The organism is Furfurilactobacillus sp. WILCCON 0119 (assembly GCF_053471565.1).
Window position 1 is genome coordinate 63,152 of sequence record NZ_JBPCCV010000004.1, and the last position, 21,733, is coordinate 84,884.

At 47.0% G+C, this 21,733-nt stretch carries 20 protein-coding genes and 1 tRNA gene; 18 read left to right on the forward strand and 3 right to left on the reverse strand.

The features are described from left to right. Positions 1–35: 35 nt before the first annotated feature. Positions 36–662 carry a helix-turn-helix domain-containing protein gene (locus tag ACRYI5_RS07410; RefSeq protein ID WP_448224829.1) on the reverse strand — a complete coding sequence of 209 codons (627 nt, stop codon included), beginning with the start codon at positions 660–662 and terminating at the stop codon, positions 36–38. Between the two features lie 211 nt (positions 663–873). Further along, positions 874–946, reverse strand: a tRNA-Lys gene (locus ACRYI5_RS07415). A gap of 317 nt (positions 947–1,263) precedes the next feature. Here ACRYI5_RS07415 and yycF point away from each other — a divergent pair. From yycF to rlmH, 18 genes are all read left to right on the forward strand, one after another. Further along, positions 1,264–1,974, forward strand: a complete 711-nt coding sequence (yycF, locus tag ACRYI5_RS07420; RefSeq protein WP_407880928.1) for a response regulator YycF — start codon at positions 1,264–1,266, stop codon at positions 1,972–1,974. A 24-nt stretch (positions 1,975–1,998) separates the two neighbouring features. Continuing rightward, complete coding sequence (walK, locus tag ACRYI5_RS07425) at positions 1,999–3,855, forward strand: cell wall metabolism sensor histidine kinase WalK (protein ID WP_448224830.1); 1,857 nt, start codon at positions 1,999–2,001, stop codon at positions 3,853–3,855. Beyond that, positions 3,845–5,167 carry a YycH family regulatory protein gene (locus ACRYI5_RS07430; protein ID WP_407880925.1) on the forward strand — a complete coding sequence of 441 codons (1,323 nt, stop codon included), beginning with the start codon at positions 3,845–3,847 and terminating at the stop codon, positions 5,165–5,167. Before walK ends, ACRYI5_RS07430 begins: the two co-directional genes overlap by 11 nt. A 17-nt stretch (positions 5,168–5,184) precedes the next feature. After that, positions 5,185–6,093 carry a two-component system regulatory protein YycI gene (locus tag ACRYI5_RS07435; protein ID WP_448224831.1) on the forward strand — a complete coding sequence of 303 codons (909 nt, stop codon included), beginning with the start codon at positions 5,185–5,187 and terminating at the stop codon, positions 6,091–6,093. Positions 6,094–6,239: 146 nt separating this feature from the next. Further along, entirely contained in the window at positions 6,240–7,028 is a 789-nt protein-coding gene (locus ACRYI5_RS07440) for an MBL fold metallo-hydrolase (protein WP_448224959.1), read from the forward strand. Positions 7,029–7,394: 366 nt separating this feature from the next. Beyond that, the gene (locus ACRYI5_RS07445; protein ID WP_448224832.1) at positions 7,395–8,096 is read left to right on the forward strand and encodes a response regulator transcription factor; all 702 of its coding nucleotides are present in this window, start codon (positions 7,395–7,397) and stop codon (positions 8,094–8,096) included. A 4-nt stretch (positions 8,097–8,100) separates the two neighbouring features. After that, on the forward strand, positions 8,101–9,489 hold the full coding sequence (locus tag ACRYI5_RS07450) for a sensor histidine kinase (protein ID WP_448224833.1): 1,389 nt from the start codon (positions 8,101–8,103) through the stop codon (positions 9,487–9,489). Positions 9,490–9,742: 253 nt separating this feature from the next. After that, positions 9,743–10,399, forward strand: a complete 657-nt coding sequence (locus ACRYI5_RS07455; protein ID WP_448224834.1) for a VTT domain-containing protein — start codon at positions 9,743–9,745, stop codon at positions 10,397–10,399. Continuing rightward, positions 10,389–11,042, forward strand: coding sequence for a phosphatase PAP2 family protein (locus ACRYI5_RS07460; protein ID WP_448224835.1), 654 nt, complete (start codon positions 10,389–10,391; stop codon positions 11,040–11,042). Before ACRYI5_RS07455 ends, ACRYI5_RS07460 begins: the two co-directional genes overlap by 11 nt. Further along, a complete protein-coding gene (locus tag ACRYI5_RS07465) occupies positions 11,039–11,965 on the forward strand; it encodes a glycosyltransferase family 2 protein (protein ID WP_448224836.1) in 927 nt (308 codons plus the stop codon). The genes ACRYI5_RS07460 and ACRYI5_RS07465 overlap by 4 nt, the downstream gene beginning before the upstream one ends. Positions 11,966–11,968: 3 nt before the next feature. Beyond that, positions 11,969–13,921, forward strand: a complete 1,953-nt coding sequence (locus ACRYI5_RS07470) for a hypothetical protein (protein WP_448224837.1) — start codon at positions 11,969–11,971, stop codon at positions 13,919–13,921. Between the two features lie 164 nt (positions 13,922–14,085). Continuing rightward, complete coding sequence (locus tag ACRYI5_RS07475; protein WP_407880916.1) at positions 14,086–14,466, forward strand: winged helix-turn-helix transcriptional regulator; 381 nt, start codon at positions 14,086–14,088, stop codon at positions 14,464–14,466. A 94-nt stretch (positions 14,467–14,560) separates the two neighbouring features. Further along, positions 14,561–14,872 carry a winged helix-turn-helix transcriptional regulator gene (locus ACRYI5_RS07480; RefSeq protein WP_448224838.1) on the forward strand — a complete coding sequence of 104 codons (312 nt, stop codon included), beginning with the start codon at positions 14,561–14,563 and terminating at the stop codon, positions 14,870–14,872. Between the two features lie 96 nt (positions 14,873–14,968). Beyond that, positions 14,969–16,156 (forward strand): NADH-dependent flavin oxidoreductase, encoded by a 1,188-nt coding sequence (locus ACRYI5_RS07485; RefSeq protein WP_448224839.1) that lies wholly within the window; start codon positions 14,969–14,971, stop codon positions 16,154–16,156. Positions 16,157–16,169: 13 nt separating this feature from the next. Further along, on the forward strand, positions 16,170–16,955 hold the full coding sequence (locus ACRYI5_RS07490) for a glucose-1-dehydrogenase (protein ID WP_407880913.1): 786 nt from the start codon (positions 16,170–16,172) through the stop codon (positions 16,953–16,955). 37 nt (positions 16,956–16,992) lie between these two features. Next, on the forward strand, positions 16,993–17,859 hold the full coding sequence (locus ACRYI5_RS07495) for a GRP family sugar transporter (protein WP_448224840.1): 867 nt from the start codon (positions 16,993–16,995) through the stop codon (positions 17,857–17,859). A gap of 336 nt (positions 17,860–18,195) precedes the next feature. Beyond that, on the forward strand, positions 18,196–19,539 hold the full coding sequence (locus ACRYI5_RS07500) for a S1C family serine protease (RefSeq protein ID WP_448224841.1): 1,344 nt from the start codon (positions 18,196–18,198) through the stop codon (positions 19,537–19,539). A 760-nt stretch (positions 19,540–20,299) separates the two neighbouring features. After that, entirely contained in the window at positions 20,300–20,779 is a 480-nt protein-coding gene (gene rlmH / locus ACRYI5_RS07505) for a 23S rRNA (pseudouridine(1915)-N(3))-methyltransferase RlmH (protein WP_448224842.1), read from the forward strand. Positions 20,780–20,955: 176 nt separating this feature from the next. Here the strand turns inward: rlmH and ACRYI5_RS07510 are convergent, their stop codons facing one another. After that, positions 20,956–21,717: an SDR family NAD(P)-dependent oxidoreductase gene (locus tag ACRYI5_RS07510; RefSeq protein WP_448224843.1), complete on the reverse strand. Its 762-nt coding sequence runs from the start codon at positions 21,715–21,717 to the stop codon at positions 20,956–20,958. Positions 21,718–21,733: the final 16 nt, after the last annotated feature.

Sequence of the window (21,733 nt, forward strand, 5' to 3'; positions counted from 1 at the left end):
AACTTATGGTTAGCGTCCCTGGAAGAAAGTCTGAGTTAGCGATGGCGTGTTTTGTTCATACTGTGCAGGATTAGCCAATTAACCAGAAGAACGACGGCTAAGCCCATTAGGAAGCCGCCAAATGAAGGAAGATTGGCCATGGTGAGGATAATCCCGATCACTAGCGTCAGGATTAAAGCAGCGAGGGCCTTTCTTGAAGTCAAATGAGCCATGATTTCTCGCCCACGTTTAGAATGATGATTGATGCCCAATATTTCCTTAAGGTTGTTAAGGATAAATAACGCCGCAACGTTAATCATGCCAAAGAGAAAAATGGCTAAAGATAAGTCGTGTGACAGTTTGATCAGGTTGAATGAATCACTCGTCATTAAGATGATAAAAATAATGTCGACAGTAACGAGTAATGCAGTCAGTGGTCGAAGCCGTTTTTCAACTTCTTTCTTCTTTAAATAGGTTTGCATGTTGGCGTCCTCCTTTAACAAGATGTCTAACGAAATATCGAAGTAGTCGCTGATGGCAATGAGGCTAAGAATGTCAGGGTAGGATTTTTGATTTTCCCAGCTCGAGATTGTTTGTCGGGTGACCATAAAATCGGTTGCGACGTGTTCTTGCGTCAAGCCTTTATCAAGCCGTGCCTTTTTTAAACGTTGGCCAAATTCCAAAGTAATCACCTTGCTTTCTGAAATTAGTGTAGGCAATTATGGTTGTGATTGGTAGCAATGATTCTATGCGACCGCGATATGACGGGGATTTGAAGGATTATTTTTATGGCTGGTAATGTTGCCATGTTTAATAAAAGTGCTTTTGAGCGCACAAAAAAACCAGCAACCACGGCGAGTTAACGCTTCGTGAAAGCTGGTTAATGTTATATGATGGATCGCCAGGGGATCGAACCCTGGACCCACGGATTAAGAGTCCGTTGCTCTGCCAGCTGAGCTAGCGATCCATATCAATTCAACTTTTATATAGTATCATATGGTTATTTGTCTGACAACAATTTTTTGAAAAAAGCCTGAACTTTTTTGCGATGAAACTGGATGTGCCAGTAGGAACCACGGAACTACTAAAAGCAACTTAGATATCATAGCATGTTCATCATCAGTTTGCACGCATTTTTTGAAATAATTGGCGAATGGCGGGGATTCATCAGGATTAAGCCACAGGTGGTCTGTGCTATAATATGTAAGGTTACCCTTAAATGAAGCGGTAACGAGCCTTAGTCTTTCGTATTTAAATACGCACTTCGGTGGAGGAAGTTATTAAATGAGTAAAATTTTAGTGGTTGATGATGAAAAGCCAATTTCTGATATCATCAAATTTAATTTAGAAAAAGAGGGGTACGAAGTTGTGACCGCAGCTGATGGTGAAGAAGCCATTGCTAAGGTTGACGAAGAAGACCCTGATTTGATCTTACTAGATTTGATGTTGCCAAAAGTTGACGGATTGGAGGTTGCCCGGCAGGTTCGGACAAAGCACACGACGCCAATCATTATGGTAACGGCAAAGGATTCTGAAATTGACAAGGTCTTGGGCTTAGAACTTGGGGCCGATGACTATGTTACCAAGCCGTTTTCAAATCGAGAATTAGTGGCGCGGGTAAAGGCAAACTTACGTCGGCAAGATACTGTGGTTAAGAATGCCAACAATGCTGAGGCTGAATCCAATGTGATTGAAGTCGGCGATTTAAAAATCGATCCCGATGCCTACATGGTTTCAAAACGTGGGGAAGACATTGAATTGACGCACCGTGAGTTTGAGCTTCTTCATTACTTAGCCCAGCACATTGGTCAAGTCATGACCCGGGAACATTTATTGCAAACGGTCTGGGGCTACGATTACTTTGGTGATGTCCGGACGGTCGATGTAACCATGCGGCGATTACGTGAAAAAGTGGAGGATACACCAAGTCATCCGACATGGTTAGTCACTCGTCGTGGGGTTGGGTACTACTTACGCAACCCTGAAACAGATTAGTGTAAAAGTGGAGTAATCCTGACTGTGAATAAGAAGATTCGTTTTTTTCAATCGATAAATTTTAAAATAGCGCTTGTGTTTGCCCTGATGTTACTGATTACGTTGGAAATCGTCGGGGCTTTTTTCGTCCGCCAATTGGAGCAACAGAACCTAAGTAGCTTCAAACAGCAGATTCAGTTGCCAACGTACATTGAAAATTCCTTGTCGGATCAACTGGTTCGAAACAATACGTCGTCCGCAAATAGCCGCATTAAAAGTATTTTGTCTGACGTGAATAATTCGAACATTACTGAGATCCGGGTGATCGACAGTAAGGGAACGGTGCGTGGCACGAGTAACGTTAATGATCAAACGGTGGTTGGTCAAAAGACCACGGATAATAACGTCAAGAACGCCATCTATAATAACCGTTCTTATCAGCGTGATGTGTACGACACGCGGGATAACACACGCTACTACGTTTCAATCATTCCGTTAATGAGTTCTTCTGGTGGAAATGGGAACTCCCTAGTGGGGGTCTTATACATCCGGGCCTCATTGGAAGGCGTTTATCAAAGTGTGAACAGCATCACCTTGATTTACCTGTCGGCGGCCCTAATTGCCATCGTTTTGGGCCTGATTATGTCGGTCGTTATTTCCCGGGCAATAACGCGGCCGATTGATGAAATGAAACGACAAACGGTTCAAATTGCACAGGGAGATTACTCTGGACAGGTTCGGGTCTATGGAACCGATGAATTAGGCCAGCTTGCTAGTGCCGTTAATAACCTGTCTGTTCGGGTGGAAGAGGCTCAAGAATCAACGGAGGCGGAACGCCGCCGGTTGGATTCTGTGTTGGCCCACATGAGTGATGGGGTTATCTCAACGGATCGGCGCGGGAATATCAACATCATCAATTCAGCAGCCCGTGAATTTTTGGACGTTGATGAAGAACAGGCAGAAAATGCGTCATTACTTGATGTTTTAAACATTCGCGATCGGTATACGCTCCGTGAGTTGTTAGAGGATCAGGACGAAATGACGCTTGATTTTTCCCATGAGGGTCAAGACTTGATCTTACATGCTTCGTTCTCGCTGGTTCAACGTGAATCAGGCTTCATTTCTGGTTTGGTGTGTGTGTTGCATGATGTTACTGAACAACAAAAGGAAGAAGCTGATCGGCGTCAATTCGTTTCTAACGTGTCCCATGAATTACGGACACCGTTGACCTCCGTTCGTTCGTACATTGACGCATTGGTAGATGGTGCTTGGAAAGATCCAGCAGTGGCTCCAAACTTTCTCCATGTGGCACAGGACGAAACTGAACGAATGATTCGGATGGTGAATGACCTTCTGTCCTTGAGTCGGATGGATTCTGGAACGACAAAGTTAGAGATGGAAACGGTCAACTTGAATGAGTTATTCAACTACATTCTAGACCGGTTCGACATGATGCTTAAAACGGATGACAATCCCCAAAAGCAGTATCACATTGAACGAGACTTTACGGATAAAGATCTGTGGGTTGAAATTGATACAGACCGGTTCACCCAAGTGGTGGATAACATCATGAATAATGCGATCAAGTATTCACCAGATGGGGGCACAATTACGTGTCGGCTGTTAGAGACGCATAACCAAGTGATCATGAGTATTTCTGACCAGGGGTTAGGGATTCCACGTAAAGACATCAGTCACATCTTTGACCGGTTCTACCGGGTTGATAAAGCCCGGGCCCGGGCACAAGGCGGGACTGGATTAGGACTGGCCATTTCAAAGGAAGTCATTCAGATGCTGAACGGACGAATTTGGGTCGACAGCACCGAAGGAAAGGGTTCTACGTTCTACATTTCATTACCGTTCGAGCAGTTTGACGAGGAGGATGATTGGGATGTGGACTAAACTTAAACACGGGATTTTACCGATGACACTGTTTGTACTGGTGTTGATTAGTGTTGGCCTTTCCCTCGTCATTTGGACAAACCCAGCACGTTATGACCGGTCACGCACAACAACTGCGACAAGCACCACGCGATCGACGGTGACGACCCGGACACTCGCGGACATCTATTTACCAACACAAGTGATTGTCACCAACAAGTCCGGGCAGTCGACTTCGATTTACAATCCGAAGGTCAACCTGGTCACAACGATTCGTAATGAAATCAAGAACTGGCGAATGACGAATTTTCGGAAGGTTAGCCAGGGGGATAAGAAGACTTACGAGCAGTTGTTGGCAAAGAAAAACATGGTTCAACTGAACTACGCGGATAATATCGGACGATCAATTTTCAACGATTCATATAACCAGCAGGTACTGATGTCAACGAGCGCCCGGTTCTCCCGCATTGTGTTTTCAACGACTAAGCCCGGTGAAATGTATCTGTTGAACGACGATAACCAGGCGATTTACCAGATCTCTGTTGCACACCAACAGTTAAAACAAATCCGAACAGTGCTGGCGGACGCGGATCAACGTTATCCGGTGACACAGACCGTTTATAAGGATCACACGCTCACGTGTTATACGGATCCCGTTAAGGTTGCTAAGTACAGTTACTTAGTCGGTCAGCAAAATGAAAGTTTCTTTGTGACTACGCTGCTAAACGCTGGTGAGGCGAGTTCCGTTAACGTCCGGCGAAGCAATGGTCACACGATTTACTTTGATGGGTCGTACAAACGGTTAACGGTGACGGATAAGACGGGCGCCACGACGTTTGAAGATTACAATGCCAATAATCACATCACGAAGGACCTTGGCAATAATCTGAAGAAGAGTTTCTCCGGTTTAACCAGCACCGGGTTGACCCTGGACTCGATTCGGTACTTCAATAATGAAGATAATGGTCGGCAGGTGACGTACCGGTCATATGTTGAAGGGTTTCCAATTTTCAACCAAACCGACTTTGGGGCCGTTCAGGTTAAAAACAAACGGGCTGGAACTGAAGAAATCAACTTTACGCTGACGAACTTACAGGTCCCGTTGCCAACGGATTCAAACAGCACGGAAACGTTACCAGCAACCCAGACGGTTTTGGACCAACTTGCTGCTGTGGGTGTGAACGGCGATAAAATTAAGGACATTGTTTTGGGTTATGAATGGGAAAATAATTACGATTCCAAACAGGTTGTTGATTTACAACCAACGTACTACGTCTACTTGAATGGCAAGTGGCAGGCCTATCAAGATGTTTTGACCAACCAACAAAATTAGAAGGGAGGGGCGGTTCCATGGATTTTCGTAAGATTCAGTGGATTTTCATTGTCGCGTTTGTGGCGATCGACATCTTTTTGTTCGTTTCATGGCAGAAGAGTGACTCAACCGTTACAGAATCGGCGCAACACACCGGTAATGACGCATCAACCATCATTCATGAAATGAGGGACGATGGCATTACTTTTTCCTCCCCTTCGACAAAAGAGGCTGAAGGTTATTACGTCTCGACAAAACCAGGGCTAGAAAAGTTACGTGCTGGTGCTACTAACTTGAGTTACCAAGACGTCCGGTTTAACTCAACCGAACTGACGAGTTATTTGCACCAAACGTTGACGGTGACCAAGGGTTCCGCCCAGGTGGCGTTGAATCGTTTCATTAAGAACCCGACAAACGTCGTGGCTGGTGATGAATATGTTTATAGTCCGGAGTTGTCAAAAGTCTCTGAGAATGAAGTTGTGTATGTTCAAAAGCTCCCATCTGGCACGATCATGGCACCATCTGGGCAATTACGGTTTCGGGTGGGCGCGAAGGAACAGGTGCTAAGCTACACGCAGAGCTATGTTGTTCAGGCAAAGACGCTGCGTGAAAAGACGACGACGATTAGCCAACAAAAGGCGTTGATTTGGTTGTATCAATATAACGAGCTGGCAAACAACACGAAGGTCGTGTGGTCGAAGTTGGCGTACTCACGGTTGCTCAAGGTGACGAATAATAATGTTTATGTACCAACGTGGTTTGTGGCGCTTAAATCGAAGAGCACAGGTAATGTGGTTATCAAACGGGTTAACGCATTTACTGGTGCTGTGATGAAATCGGCGGACTCGACCACCGAGGTTACCGATAGCGGGGCTTCAAGTGAATCATCTGCCTCAACCGGGGGCACAACGACAACGAATCAAGCGGTCACGACAACCGGAAATTAATAATGTAAGTTGAGACACTAAAACTACCACTCATTTCGTGTTACGATGGGTGGTAGTTTTTCTATTCGGGAATAAAAAGTGGAGATGGCTCAGTGATTGATTTAAGTAAGCCGCAAGTAGCGGCATCGACGGTGGCAACAGATCGCATGCAGATCAGCGTCTTAGCAAGCGGCAGTGCCGGGAACGTAACGTACATTGAGACACCAGAACATAAAATCTTGGTTGACGCAGGTCTCTCAGGTAAAAAAATTGATGGGCTCATGCATGAAATCGGTCGTGATCTGCATGATGTTGATAGTTTATTTGTGACGCATGAACACACGGACCATGCCAAGAGTGTCGGCGTTTTGGCTCGTAAATACGGGGTCAATGTGTACGCAAACGAAAAAACGTGGGCAGCAATGGGCAGTAAAATTGGCAACATCCCGTTGGACCAAAAGTTTGAACTTGAAGCTGGTGAAATTCAGTCGCTTGGTGACCTGGATGTACAGAGCTTCCCTGTGTCACATGATGCCGTTGATCCACAATTCTATGAGCTGCACCATGACGGAAAATCCTTTGTGATTTTGACAGACACGGGGTATGTTTCGGAACGAATGGCTGGCGTGATTAAAAATGCGGATGCGTATTTATTTGAATGTAATCATGACATGGAAATGTTGCGGATGGGTGCGTACCCGTGGTCACTGAAACAACGGATTCTTGGGGACACGGGTCATCTATCTAATGAAGATGGTGCCACGGCGCTGATGCAAGTGCTGGGTCAACGGACGAAACGAATTTTTCTTGGACATTTGAGTCAAGAAAACAACATGAAGAGCCTGGCTCATCTAACGGTCGCTTCGATGATGGCGGAAAAAGATTTCGGTGTTGAACACGATTTCCACATTTTGGATACAGATCCAGATCAGGCAACCGGGTTGATGACCCTCTAATGTTTCACGTGAAACAGAGGCTTGGATGAAAAAATAAAGTTGAATCAGTCACCGCCCCTTTGGAAATTATGTTTCCAAAGGGGCGGTTTTTTTGTTGTGTGGGCTTTTCCTGATTCGTAAAATAAAGAATTTTTAGAAAACCTTCAATAACCGTGGCTAGTTTGCCACGGCCGGATTGATTATGCTAAGTGACATTAATTTAGCCCTCATTTTAATCCCTTAAGGAGTGACTTTATGTCAGAAGAAATTGAGCAACTCACCATGCGAAGTGGTAGAAGTTAATTTGCAATCAAGGTTGACCGAAAGACTGTGAATTGATTTTTTTTGTGGTTAAAATAAGGAAAAACGTGTTAAGGAGAGAAGCTCTTGAAGACGACGGTGTTATTGGTTGAGGATGAAGCGGGACTTGCCGATTCATTAAAAACAGAACTCGAATTTGAAAAGATGAGTGTCGTTGTCGCGACGGATGGATTGGAAGCGCTGGATGAGTTTCGTCGCTACGGGAATCAGATTGATTTGATCATTCTGGACTGGATGTTGCCACATCTTGATGGCTTTAGTGTTCTTCGTCGCATTAGAAAAGAGAGTCAGGTGCCCATCATCATGTTAACGGCACGTGACTACATTGGTGATAAAGTGGCCGGGCTGACCGGTGGGGCGGATGATTACGTCACGAAACCGTTTGAAATGGAAGAACTGCTGGCACGCGTTGAGGTGGCCCTTCGTCATAAAAATGGCGGAACAAGTGACGCGGTGGTTTATCGAGCTGATGACCTTCAGGTGGATACGCGAACGAAACGTGTGTCACGAGCCGACCGGATTATTCCGTTAACGCAACGCGAATATGAACTGTTAGCGGTGCTATTGGTTAATCAAAATGAACCATGCTCACGAGAAGACCTGTTAGATGGTGTGTGGGGTGTTGATTTTGATGGTCAACCGAACATTCTTGACGTGTACATTGGAAATTTAAGAACTAAATTGGATTTTGACACTACAAAACGAAAGTTGTTACATACCGTGCGTGGTGTTGGGTACATGTTGTCTGAAAACGTTATTGACCGGTGAAAAAATGAGAATGAAAAAGCAGTCAAGTTCTGCCATTATGACGCGAAACTTAATGATGATGGTCACCATGATCACCATTGTCATGGGTGGACTCATTGTGGTCGCCGTTGGGCACCAGCTGTTCGAAGAAGCCGGTGTTACAGCCACACACATCACGAGCAGCCTTAAAAAGGCGACGATCGATGGTAATGATGATTGGGTCAATTGGCGGCTGAACAGTACGCTAGATGTTAGTTCGAGTTATGTGTCCGTTTATAACAAACGTGGCGATGCGAAGGTGAAACACTATTTTTCACCACATGCTGAGCGCTTTCTTCAAACGAAACCCACAAAAATTCCGCTTGGGAGCCACTTGTATTATCAGCGGGGAACCGGGTTTTTATATCGAAAAACGGCGCATGCACGGGGCATTTATTATACATTGTGGCAAAAAATGAATGCGCAAGTTGAGGTGTTGGTCCGCGTGATGCAAGTCACGGGGACGCTGCTCTTGCTGACGTTGGTCATTGCGCCGCTGTATATTCGGCGGTTAACGAAGAAGCTGACGGACCCACTTTTAAATGTGTCACAAACGACGGAAACTATCATGGCTTCGAAAGAACCGGGGGCGATGCAGTTGCCGGTGCCAAAGCGACCGACGGAAGTGACCGAACTAGCGGATAACTTTAACGCGCTCTTAACGCAACTGGCAGACCGGCAAGAGCGGCAAAAATTGTTCGTGATGAATGCGGCCCATGAGTTACGAACACCGATCGCGACCATTCGAAGTCACGCGCAATTAATTGAACGACATGGTGAAACCAACCCGGAAATTATTCCTAAATCGGTGCACTACATTACCGAGGAATCACGTCAGATGCAGCAATTAATTGACGAGCTGTTACAACTATCGCGGGCGGATCGGTCCATCCTTGAAATGACCCGAATGGATTTAAGCGGGTTCTTACAGGAGCGCGTGCAAAAACTGACCAGGACGTTTACACATCCGTTAGCCGCTAAAATCACCCCAGCAGTGGCGGTCATGGGAAATACCGGTGCACTTGAGCAAATCATTGATAACCTGGTGATGAACGCCTTTAAATATTCACCACAGGACAGTCAGGTTGAACTGACCCTGTCAGTGAATGCAGCTGGTGAACGTGTGATTGGGGTTTATGATCAGGGAACCGGGATTAGTCCAGCGGATAAGGAACACATTTTTGAACGATTTTATCGTAGTGATGAGGTTCGTGGTTCGGTGCCAGGAACCGGCCTTGGTTTAGCCATTGTGGCTAGGCTGGTTGAGTTAAGTGGTGGTCGCCTTGAGGTTCACGATAATGAACCCATGGGCACCGTCGTTAACGTCTATTTACCAAAACCGTCAGCCGGCGATAACCCGACGACTGACCGGTAAAACAGGTTGAACGACGAAGTGTCCCTAATTGAGCGAGTAATATTTGCCGATTAGGGGTACTTTTTTTGGTTTAATTGAGATGAGGCTTCGCAAAGGTTAGTCGCCTTATTGCTGATTTATCAGCATTTGGCATGGGAAATCTAAAGAAAATTGAGTTTTACTTCAACTTTTAGTAGTGGGACGGACTGTAACGGTTCGCTATGCTTTGAACATACCTAAAGCACCACAACTTGAAGGAGAAGGGGGCCTGTTTATGACTGTTTTATTAGCGACAACGTTAATACCGAACCTTAATCAATTGTTACCACAACTCATTGGACAATTTGATGGTTGGATTTACCTGGGCTTGTTTGCCGTGGTCTTTATTGAAACGGGTCTTGTCGTCTTTCCGTTTTTACCGGGAGATTCACTGCTGTTTCTGTGTGGGTCATTAGCGGCGATGAGTAGTCATTCGCTGAACATTTGGGTGTTAATCGTGAGCCTTGGCATTGCGGCAATTTTGGGTGATTCAATCAACTTTGAAATTGGTGAGCATTTTGGGGTGTACTTGACCCACAATGAAAAACTAAGTCGTTTTATCAAGCCAAAACATTTACAACAAACGGCGGCATTCTTTGAAAAGCACGGGCGGAGCGCCATTTTTCTTGGCCGGTTTGTTCCGATTGTGCGAACCTTCATTCCGTTTACAGCAGGGATTAGTAAAATGCGCTACCGAGATTTTGTGATTTACAATATCCTTGGTGGCCTCACGTGGGTCTTAGTTGCCTTAGGCGCGGGCTATTTCTTTGGCAACATTCCGCTTGTTAAGGCACACTTTGAACTTATTATGGTGGCCATTATTGTGATTTCGGTGCTACCTGCGGGGATTATGGGCTTGCAGCACCGTAAGGGGGAGCAAAATGAAAGTTAGACAAAAGCAGGTGTTAGGCAGTTTATTATTGGTTTGTTTTGTGGGGCTGGCCGTGAGTGTTTCAGGGCACATGACCTGGCTTCAGTCGATGGATCGAAGTGTTAGCCACATGGTTGCAAAGATGGTGGGGCCGTTTAACACCATGATCTTAAAGGGGGTGGCGGTACTTGGGAGTCCGGAGGTTGTCATTGGCCTCACGGCTTTACTGTGTGTAGTTCTGTGGATCAAACGAAATGCGGTCATTAGTTTGTGGTTTGGGGCAGTTCAGTTGGTGGGTGCAGCGGTAGCTGATATGATAAAGCAGGTCATTGCCAGACCACGTCCGGTTCACCAACTGGTTGCAGACACCGGGTTTAGTTTTCCAAGTGGCCACACGTTTTGTACGACCATCCTTGTATTGACACTCCTGACGTTAGTTATTCCGCTGGTAAAGGGGCGGGAAGCACGGCTCCTGATTAAGTTTGCTGGCATCTTGTGGATCGTCCTTGTGGCACTTTCCCGCGTTTACCTGCGCGACCACTTCTTTTCAGATGTGCTCGCCAGCGTATTACTGGCAACCGGATATTGGCTGCTGGTAACGTCGTTTGAAAAGCCACTGACGGGCGTGCTTCGCCGCGTTTTTCCGGAAAGGAGTCGCGCATGATGACAACAAAACTAACGATCATCATTCCTGTCTATAACGAAGCGGCCGTATTAACGGCTTCCGTTCAGCGGTTGCTTGCCATCGAGGATGGAATTGCGGCGAACAATCTGTTAAACCAACGTGCTGACCTGTTAATTGTTGACGATTGCTCGACGGACAAGACGTGGTCGAGCATCACAAAAATGCATGAACAGAATGCACGGGTGCGGGGGCTTCGCTTTTCTCGGAACTTTGGGCACCAGCAGGCGTTAATGGCGGGACTGGCAGAGGCGGTCAAAACGGCCGACTTGATGGTCACGATCGATGCGGATCTACAGGATGATCCAGATAAAATCCCTGAAATGGTTGAGCAGGCCATGGACGGGATGGACATCGTGGACGGGGTTCGCAATAATCGCGAAACGGATGGGTGGTTTAAACGGACGTCTGCCCAGAGCTATTACAAGGTGCTTCGCGCGTTGGGCGTCGAGCTGGTTCCTAATCATGCCGATTTTCGATTGATGTCGCGGCGTGCCGTTGAAACACTTTTGGCCTATCCCGAGCGAAACTTATTTATTCGCGGACTGATTCCCCGCTTAGGTTATCCGACTGGTGCGGTTTACTATAAACGAACGCCTCGGCTAGCAGGAGAATCAAAGTATCCGCTCAAAAAGATGCTGGCGTTGGCGTGGGATGGCATTACGAGCCTGACGGTTGCACCGATCCGGTTGTTACTTATTGCCGGAGCATTCGCATGTTTACTAGCCGTTGTGATGGGCTTAGCAGGACTGGTCCACCACGGTTGGTCACCACTAATGACCTCGTTATGGTTATTAGGTGGCGGCCAGATGATTGGGATCGGCATTGTTGGTGAATACATTGGCAAAATTATGATCGAGGTAAAGGGACGACCACGTTACACAATCCAAACAGTGCTGGAGTAAGTGATGACAAAAATTCAGAAGCAGTTACCACGATTTTTTTCGATAATTTTAATTATTTGTCTGTTGATTGGCGCAGTTGGGAACATGGCAAATAACGTTGGCATGGCTATTTTTTTAGTGGTCGCGCTGGTGTTTATTAGCGCCCGAATGTTTTCTCCAGTGGTCAACCGGTGGCCAATGACGACGTTTAAATGGGTGGTGGGCCTTGGCCTGGCGTTGATGGTTTTGGGCCAGCTCTTTGTGCTTAAAACAATGCCAGATACCATCTTCCATGATCCGTACCGAATTTTATCGCAGGCGGATCAAATGGCGGCCGGACATACAACGTGGACGATTACCTACTTTTGGCGGTATCCCAATAATGTCCCGGTCGCTTACCTCTTGTCACTATGGCTGCGACTAACCAATTTATTTGGATTAACCACAAATACGGCCATTCATGTGCTTTCATTGTTGTGCTTAGACGGATTTATTGTTGTGTTACTGCGGACATTGTGGCAACTTAGTCGGCGTCATGGTGTCGTTCTTGGCGGCTTGGCGTTTTTTGCACTCACACCGTTTGCCTATACGTACTACCTTCAGGTGTTTTACACGGATCTACCAACCATGTTCGTTTTACTTGTGGTGATGCGAACCCTTTGGCATTGGTCGGAAACGTCTAAACGGGGCAAACTGATAAAGGGCGCTGGCCTTGTTCTTGCCATTTTGGTCGGTGATTTATTAAAGCCAAACATAATTGTGTTACTTCCGGCCTTAGCCATTGTCTTGCTTGTTTTATGGCGGAAAAAACTGGTTAAGCCGTTCATTGTTCCGGTTATTTTGATTATTGTGGGGTTTGGCCTCAGTGTTCCGGCTACACAAGGAATCTATCGTTTAAGCCATTATCAACCGAAAACACAATTTGAATTTCCGGTAACCAACTGGATGGTTATGGGGACCAATTCAACCAGTCAAGGAATGTATTCGGGCAGTGACGTCGGCCGTGCCATTCAAGAACCCAACAAGGCCGCGCGCCAAAAGGCAAATTTAACCACGTTATCGACCAGAATCAAGCAATTAGGTGTTGGTGGGTTAGTTAAATTATGGGTGGTTAAACTGGGAATCCTCTTAAATACGACCGACATGCAAACGTGGTATAACGGTGGCTTTCGGTCGGCACCACGGTGGTATCAACAGCATGCCCAAACACTGCAAGTTTTGGCCACGATAAGTGCGGCCACAGCCTCGATCGTTTTATGGCTCATGCTGGGAATTCGCTTGCTAACGTGGCAGGCTGATTTAACAAAAGCACAGCAGGTGATGGCACTGATTGCGCTTGTGACGGCGTTAGGTTACGTAGCCTTTCACACGTTACTGTGGGAAGTTGAATCCCGGTACGGCCAGGCAATTTTACCGTTGCTGTGGGTGACGCTGGCAGCGGTTCCGGTGCCGGAAACAAATGCGGTGACATCCGCCGCGCTTAAACGTTTTCGAGGAACGGCGGCGTTCTTCCTCACCGTTGGTGGTGTGACTGCCGTCGCCGCGTCCATGATGATTGGGCGGACTCAACCGGTTAATACGGTCGTCGCGGCCCAACGAAGCCAGCTGTCAACGCAGTATTATGCGCGACCGACAAGTGTTCGTTCAGGGACGGTCATGACGGAAAACGTTGATTTTAATCATCAGGTGAACTACTTCTCGGTGCAGATTCATCAAGGCAGCCATGTTAACGTCAGTTTGACAAACTTAACGACAAAAAGAACTTACCAACTCGCCGGGACTGGCGCAGTCCACCGGTTATCCCGACCGTTACCCGCGGGTCATTATCAAATAAAGGTGCATAATGCTAGTGGGCGGCCACAAGTGGTTGATGTTGTGCAAACGTACCGTTATCAATTGGCGGCCCATCCGTTGATGATTGATGGTGCTGAAAAAAAGACGGCGTCCTTGGTTTACACGGGGATGACCCAACCGTAGTGCCGTATAAACGGCTCGATGTTTCATATGAAACAAAAGACTGATTTTCTTATTAAAGGAAATCAGTCTTTTGTTTGCAAGTAGGTTACCCAAAAGTACCTACTTTTCAACAATAATCCGGGCGCGTATGATTAAACGTAAATAATCAATGGGAGGCCGAACGGATGGCAAAAACGTACCATGTCGGGGTTGAAGCAACGCTAGAAGTGATTGGCGGTAAATGGAAGCCAATTCTACTGTGTTACTTAGGCAAACAGGCGCAACGCAGTAGTGAACTCCGCCGCAATATTCCCGACATTACACAAAAGGTGCTCACACAACAGCTACGTGAGCTTGAACACGACGGAATCATCACCCGGCAGGTGATTGGTGAAAAGGCCCCGTTTTGTGTGAGCTATGAGTTGACGTCGTTTGGGCGGAGCTTAGGGAACATCCTCATTGAAATGTCTGAATGGGGTGAACAGCGGGTTGCTCAGCTTGACGACGCAAAGCTCCTCAATGAAGATCACAGCGGCTATGACGGACTTCTGAATCCAACAGCATGATAAGGAACTAGGGAAGGCACAAAAAAGTGCCTTCTTTTTTTGTTTTGTGGGTGCTCGTACACTAGCCTCATTCAAACATGATGGAGGCGAGGAGATGTCATCAGATGATGAAGCGATAACGGGATTAACGTTTGCGGTCAATCACCTACAGGGGCCGTGTAAACTGTTGATCGTGGCAAACTTACTAAACGGTCCCCAACCGGTACACGCGTTGTACCAGTCGGTTCCAACACATAACTGGCGCCAGTTTATTAGTCAATTGATATCGTTGTGGTACAACGGGTTGGTTAAGCTCAGCGTGAGTCGCTCCTGTCAGGTATCCTGTCGACTGACGCAAACCGGGCAGTCGCTGCGGCGGCTGATGGACGCAATGGACCGGTGGGGCACCATGAGAACGGTAAACTAATTTAGGGCACAAAAAAGTGCCGTCTATGACAAAGATAAATGGGCTTGTACACTAAGCATCATCAAAATTAATGACGAATTAAAGGAGGAGTAAGTGATGAAACATCGCTTTGAAGCACCCTATACGTTTCCAAATGGTACCACGATTAAGAATCGAATCGTGATGGCGCCAACAACGACCATGTCCAGTTTCTACGACGGGCACGTGACCAATGATGAGGTGGCCTTTTACCAGATGCGCGCTGGTGGAATCGGCATGGTGGTTACCGAGGTTGCAAACGTCACTCCTGATGGGAAGGGCTTTGAAGGTGAATTATCCGTGGCGGATGACAGTGATATCTCTGGGTTAGCAAACTTAGCGCACGCCATCAAGCAAAACGGAACGAAGGCAATTTTGCAGATTTTTCATGCCGGACGAAAGTCGAATTCACAGATTCTTCGGGGCACGCAAACGGTTAGCGCTAGCGCGGTGAAGCCTAACCGACCAGCGGATGCTGAGACCCCACGGGCAATGGCAGCTGACGAAGTTGCTGATCTGATTGAGGCCTTTGGCACAGCAACCTCACGGGCCATTAAGGCTGGTTTCGATGGTGTTGAACTCCACGGGGCCAACACGTACCTTCTGCAACAGTTTTACTCACCGCACTCAAATCACCGGGATGACCAGTGGGGTGGAAGCCGTGAAGACCGGATGAGTTTACCGCAGGCGGTGATTGACAGGGTTCGCCAGGTTATTCGGAAAAAGACAAACGGTGACTTTTTACTGGGCTACCGAATCTCTCCAGAAGAACTGGGTGAACCAGGAATTAAGCTAGCAGATACCTTAGCGTTTACGGATATGCTAGCTGAATCCACCGTTGATTATGTTCATGTATCAATGGGTGCCGCGTGGCGGACGCCGTTAAACGACCGTGAGGATTCAGAACCAATCTTAACGAAACTGTTGCGGCGGTTGGATAACCGGAAGCCACTAATCAGCGTGGGGTCCATTGAAACACCGGCTGACGCAGATCAGGTCCTAGAAGCTGGTGCGAGCTTTGCGGCAATTGGCCGTGAATTGATTCGCGAACCACACTGGTACGAAAAGGCCACGGGCGGTGATGAGGGCAGCATTCGCTACCAGCTGTCACCGTTTGAAATGGATGAGTTAGCCATTCCGGTGGCGATGCAGTATTACCTGAAGGGCGCGTTTTACTCAGTGATGCACTTTACAAATGACCCTGAGCCCATCATGGATTACACCAATGAGGTGGCACCCATGGAAGGCTTCGAGAAAAAGATGTAGGAGGAATAAGACAATGTATGAAGATTTAAGAAATAAGGTTGCGGTGGTTACTGGCGGTTCAAAAGGTATTGGGCAGGCCATTGCCGAGCGGTTTGGCGAGGAACACATGGCTGTGGTCATCAACTATCGGTCAGATAAAGCCGGGGCGGATGCCGCTGTGAAGTTGATTGAGGAAAACGGTGGCCGCGCGGTCGCGGTTCAAGCCGACATCAGTGATGAAGCTGGCGCCAAGGTGCTATTGGACGCTGCTGTTGAAAACTTTGGTGGGTTAGATGTGTGGGTGAACAATGCGGGGATGGAAAACCGGGTTGCTACACACGAAATGTCACTAGAGGAATGGCAACGGGTCATCAATGTGAACTTAACGGGCGTCTTTTTGGGCTCGCGGGCCGCACTGGACTACTTTGTTAAGAACGATCACAAGGGAAACATTATCAACATGTCATCTGTTCACGAGCAGATTCCGTGGCCTGGTTTTTCACATTACGCTGCCTCTAAGGGTGGTGTGAAGCTGTTTAATGAAACCATCGCGATGGAATACGCTAATCAGGGTGTCCGGGTCAATGCAATCGGTCCTGGTGCAATCAACACGCCGATCAACGCAGAGAAGTTTGCAGATAAGACGCAGTTAAACGACACGCTGGAAATGGTCCCGATGAAGCGCATCGGTGATCCTGAGGATGTTGCAGCGGCAGCGGCCTGGTTGGCATCCGATCAATCAAGCTATGTTACTGGGGTAACTCTGTTTGTGGATGGTGGGATGACATTGTACCCATCGTTCCAAAACGGAAAGGGCTAACCTGACTGAATTAAACGGAATAAGGGGAAAAGAGAACATGAATTTACTAGTGGGATTGATTCCGGCACTAGCGTGGGGTGTACTTCCGTTAGTTGTGACCAAGATTGGGGGGCGGCCGGTCAACCAGATCTTAGGGACAACGTTTGGCACGCTGTTAGTGGCGTTTATTGTGTGGTTGTTTGTTCAACCGGCGTTATCTGGCGGTCAGTTTGTCCTGACGGTGTTGTCAGGCGCTGCCTGGGCGATGGGGCAATATTTGCAGTATGTCGCCTTTCAACGCGTTGGGGTTGCAAAGGCAATGCCGATCTCAACGGGACTTCAATTAGTGGGCACGTCACTACTTGGCGTCGTCGCATTTGGTGAGTGGTCAAGTCGTGCAAGTTTGATCATCGGCTTAGTGGCTCTTGTTGTGATCGTGATCGGAATCGTGCTAACAACGATCGACAGTCGTTCGACGTCTGCCATGGCACATGGCTCTGTGTGGTCAACGGTTGGATTGTTTGCCTTATCAACGGTGGGTTACGTGGGTTATTCTGCGTTACCACGGGTCGCCAATGTGTCTGGTTGGCAGGGATTTTTACCACAGGGCCTAGGCATGGCGGCAACGGCACTGGTTGTTGCATTAGTGATGGTGGGACCAAGCGCGCTTCGTCAACGGGTGACCTGGTTAAGCCTTGTTGATGGATTGATTTTCTCGGTGGCGGCGTTAACCTACCTCATTTCGGCACAGAAAAATGGGATTGCCACCGGCTTTACGTTGTCGCAGATGAACGTTGTCCTGGCGACACTAGGTGGGATTGTTTTACTCCATGAGCGGCGCTCACCGAGAGGATTAGCCTGGACGTTGATCGGTCTGGCGCTGGTCGTTGTTGGTGGCGTGATGATTGGAAACATGACAGTATAGCGAACGAAAAGCGTGCGGTTAGACGCCTTCAAATAATACAAATAGCCCCCCTAATGGACATTTTTGGCCATGAGGGGGGGCTTTGTGTTACTTGGGGCGATGACTGCGTTTTTTTCGTGTTTGTGGCAGTAATTCGTTTAGAGTGCTTCCAGCAGCCCAAGATAGCAAAAATAATGTTAGGAAATGTTAAGCCAGATTAACCGAAGAATGGGTAAAGTTTCTGGGGACGTTAAAATAATTGAGATAATTTAATCGTTTGTTTAAGCTCCATTTATGCTGTCAATGTATAATATAGGTAATACAGTAGAGGAGGTCTGCGGTTTTCCGCAAAATTCTATGGATTACAATAACATGAACAATCAGCAGGATGGTCAGGGACAAGGGCCACAGCAACCGTCAAATAAACCGGCGGGGGGCTTGTGGAAAGTTGCGCTCGTGAGCTTAGTTGCCGGATTGATCGGTGGTGGAATCGCATTTGCCGGTGCCACGGCAGTGAACCATAATAGCGCGGGGGGCGACACCTCATATAAGAACGGGACGACAAAGGTTGCTAACGTGACCGTGAAGAGCAATTCGGATGCGACCAAGGCGTTTAGTAAGGTCAAGGGCGCGGTGGTTTCCGTGGTCAACATGCAAAAGCAGTCGTCAAGTAGCGATAGTAGCGGGTTGTACGGAATTTTTGGTGGCGGCTCATCGTCGAATTCCACGAATAGTAATTCAAGCTCATCCAGTAACAGCGCGTTGGAAACGGCCAGTGAGGGTTCTGGGGTCGTTTATAAGAAGTCTGGAAACGACGCGTACATTGTGACAAATAACCACGTGGTGTCTGGGTCTAGTGCCCTAGAAATCATTTTGAGCAACGGAAAGAAGATCAGTGGGAAGTTAGTTGGTTCCGATGCAACAACGGACTTGGCTGTGATCCGGGTTGACGCAAAAAACATTTCAACGGTTGCTGAATTTGGTGACTCAACGGCAATTCAGGCGGGTCAATCGGTCCTGGCCATTGGCTCACCATTGGGGTCTCAATACGCGACATCAGTGACGGAAGGAATTATTTCGGCAACGAAGCGGACGGTTCCAGTGGAAGATGATTCTGGTAACCAAACGGGTGACGCAACGGTTATCCAAACGGATGCTGCGATCAACCCCGGGAACTCAGGTGGTGCGCTGATTAATTTAAACGGTCAGGTTATCGGGATCAATTCCATGAAACTGGCCTCCTCGTCATCGGGGACGTCTGTTGAAGGGATCGGGTTTGCGATTCCTTCAAACGAAGTGGTTTCAATCATTAACCAGCTGATCACCAATGGGAAGGTCGTTCGCCCTGCACTTGGCGTTGGCTTAGTGGACCTTTCAAACGTGGACAGTAGTAGTCAGACGGACACCCTAAAACTGCCAAGTAGCGTTACCGGTGGTGTGGTGCTGATGAAGGTTTACAGTGGTTCGGCTGCTGAGAAGTCCGGTTTGAAGAAGTACGATGTCATTACCGAACTGGACGGTCAAAAGGTGACCTCACAGGCTGACTTACGCGATGTCTTGTACAAACACAAGATTGGCGATAAGGTCTCTGTGAAGTATTACCGTGATGGTGAGGTTAAGGACGGAACGATTACGTTGAGTGAAAGTACAACGGATCTGTCGAAGTCGTCAACATCGTCGTCAAGCACGACGAATAATTAGTAAAATTTGAAAACGCGTCGCTGGTCAAATGGCCAGTGACGCGTTTTTTGTGCATTTTCGTGGTTCTTTTAGCAGCAACACTGCAATTAACCACGAAAAGTGGCATTATTGGTGAGGAAATCTAACAGATTGTGGGATTTCCCCACGTTCCGTGGTGCGATTTGACGCGCTTTATGCAAAAAAAGGCGGCGGTATTCATCATCATTACCTCATTTTGCAAGTGGCCGTTTAGCAAAAAGCCTGGTAGAGCACGGTAGTTAACTGGTAAGCTATTGAAAAACCGAATATTATTCTGACAAGATCCGGTAAAACGGAAATGTTAGCGCCGTCATGAATGAATAAACCGAACAAAGACCGATGCAAAAAATAAAGTGGTTCGCACCAAAAAAAGCAATAGGAAAATTGTTTTGCACAGCGGTGGAAAACTCTGTGGATAACTGTGAATAACCCAGATTTAGGATGCAAAATGCCGAAAAATAAGGATTTGTTATCGGGGGAAAAAGTTATCCACAGGAGAGAAAAGCGGTGTGGATAACTCGCGTTTTTTTAGAATGTTCGGGCAATAAAAGCCTTTAAACAAAGGATTATAAAGAATGTGTTCGGTTTTGAACCGCCTGTGCAAAACTGTGGAAAACTTTTATTCATGGTTAAAAAACGGTCTGTTATAAAATGTGAACAACTGAGGCCACAGAATGACCAAATTAAGCGAACAATAAGTGTTGTCGAACGATTTTTGGGAAAATAACGGAGGATTGATTACGTGAACATCAAAATTATCGGTGTTGGGAAATTAAAGGAAAAGTATTTTAAGCAAGGAATCGAAGAATACGCGAAACGGCTGTCTAAATTCTGTAAGTTCGAAATCGTCGAGGTGCCAGATGAGAAGGCCCCCGAATCATTAAGTGATGCAGAAATGATCACGGTTATGGGAAAAGAAGGTGGTCGGATTCTTGACCACATCAAGGATAAGGAATACGTCTATGCGTTAGCTATTCTAGGGAAGGAACGGACTTCCGAACAACTAGCTAAAGAAATCGCCGATTTGGGCACGTACGGGCACTCTGACGTGACGTTTGTGATTGGGGGCTCACTAGGATTGGCGCCCGAAGTCTTAAAACGTGCTGATGCGGAGATTTCGTTTGGTCGTTTTACACTGCCACACCAATTAATGCGGTTGGTGCTGACGGAACAGATCTACCGGTCATTTATGATCAATGCGGGGACGCCGTATCATAAGTGATGAGGGAGTTTCCTTAAATTGTCCTTGAAACAGCGGCAAAATGTAACTCGATATGAAAAGGCATCCAATTTTTTATTGGATGCCTTTTTTTATGCATGTAGGAGGTTGTTATGGTCTTTTTTCAGAAACAAAATGAACGTTTTCAACATGGAAGAATAGACTCTACAATGTAGTTTTCACATTTCTCGCCGCAGATAGGGCTTCAAAACTGTTCGGGCCTTTTCAACGTTATATTTGTGCTCGTTTAAGGAAATCAGGTTGCCATGATCATCAAAGAAGCGGCCAGTTAGACCATGATACTGTGCTAGTGTTGCTAACTGTGCGGCAATTGGAAGGGCTGTCTTACCAAGCGTCTTTGTCCAGGATGAAAGGTTTGACTGGATGTCACCGGGGAACAGTGCGTTAACCGCAATGCCCAGTGGCTGTAATTCAGTTGCCAAAAGCATGACTAACAGTGTTTTGTGAGTGAGTAGCCACAGGCCGCGATCCACTAAAGTAAATTGGTGTTCGTAAATAGGCCCCCGTTGAATGGCGAGTGGCATGCCGGTGATGATGAAAACACGGGCATCGGGTGACTGTTTAAGCACCGGTGTCAGGTTCTGAGTGAACCAATAATGACTTTGTAAATTGAGCGAAATATTTTCGGCGGTCGTTTTGGGAATATTGCCAGCACAGTTAAAAAGAACGTCTAGCTGCGGATGATCATGCATAAATGCGGTTGCAAGACGTTTATTATCAGTTTGATCTGCCAGATCACCCAAGAGGTATGAAACGTCAGCTTGCGGTAAGTATTCCTGAAGTTCCTGAACGGCTTGCTGTGCCTTGCTTTCATTTCGGCCAACGATGGTCAGATCGATGGGTGAGTCACTGAAACTTTTAGCAATTGCTTTACCAACGCCGGAGGTTCCCCCGGTAATTAAAACCACTTTTTTCGTCATTTTAAATGTCAGCCCC

Excerpts from the sequence above, each read along its gene's own strand:
- ACRYI5_RS07490 (WP_407880913.1), top strand. The coding sequence starts at position 16,170 with ATGTATGAAGATTTAAGAAATAAGGTTGCGGTGGTTACTGGCGGTTCA.
- ACRYI5_RS07430 (WP_407880925.1), top strand. The coding sequence starts at position 3,845 with ATGTGGACTAAACTTAAACACGGGATTTTACCGATGACACTGTTTGTA.
- ACRYI5_RS07495 (WP_448224840.1), top strand. The coding sequence starts at position 16,993 with ATGAATTTACTAGTGGGATTGATTCCGGCACTAGCGTGGGGTGTACTT.
- ACRYI5_RS07470 (WP_448224837.1), top strand. The coding sequence starts at position 11,969 with ATGACAAAAATTCAGAAGCAGTTACCACGATTTTTTTCGATAATTTTA.
- yycF (WP_407880928.1), top strand. The coding sequence starts at position 1,264 with ATGAGTAAAATTTTAGTGGTTGATGATGAAAAGCCAATTTCTGATATC.
- ACRYI5_RS07460 (WP_448224835.1), top strand. The coding sequence starts at position 10,389 with ATGAAAGTTAGACAAAAGCAGGTGTTAGGCAGTTTATTATTGGTTTGT.
- ACRYI5_RS07485 (WP_448224839.1), top strand. The coding sequence starts at position 14,969 with ATGAAACATCGCTTTGAAGCACCCTATACGTTTCCAAATGGTACCACG.
- ACRYI5_RS07510 (WP_448224843.1), bottom strand. The coding sequence starts at position 21,717 with ATGACGAAAAAAGTGGTTTTAATTACCGGGGGAACCTCCGGCGTTGGT.
- ACRYI5_RS07465 (WP_448224836.1), top strand. The coding sequence starts at position 11,039 with ATGATGACAACAAAACTAACGATCATCATTCCTGTCTATAACGAAGCG.
- ACRYI5_RS07475 (WP_407880916.1), top strand. The coding sequence starts at position 14,086 with ATGGCAAAAACGTACCATGTCGGGGTTGAAGCAACGCTAGAAGTGATT.
- ACRYI5_RS07500 (WP_448224841.1), top strand. The coding sequence starts at position 18,196 with ATGGATTACAATAACATGAACAATCAGCAGGATGGTCAGGGACAAGGG.
- ACRYI5_RS07440 (WP_448224959.1), top strand. The coding sequence starts at position 6,240 with ATGCAGATCAGCGTCTTAGCAAGCGGCAGTGCCGGGAACGTAACGTAC.
- ACRYI5_RS07480 (WP_448224838.1), top strand. The coding sequence starts at position 14,561 with ATGTCATCAGATGATGAAGCGATAACGGGATTAACGTTTGCGGTCAAT.
- ACRYI5_RS07450 (WP_448224833.1), top strand. The coding sequence starts at position 8,101 with ATGAGAATGAAAAAGCAGTCAAGTTCTGCCATTATGACGCGAAACTTA.
- ACRYI5_RS07435 (WP_448224831.1), top strand. The coding sequence starts at position 5,185 with ATGGATTTTCGTAAGATTCAGTGGATTTTCATTGTCGCGTTTGTGGCG.
- ACRYI5_RS07455 (WP_448224834.1), top strand. The coding sequence starts at position 9,743 with ATGACTGTTTTATTAGCGACAACGTTAATACCGAACCTTAATCAATTG.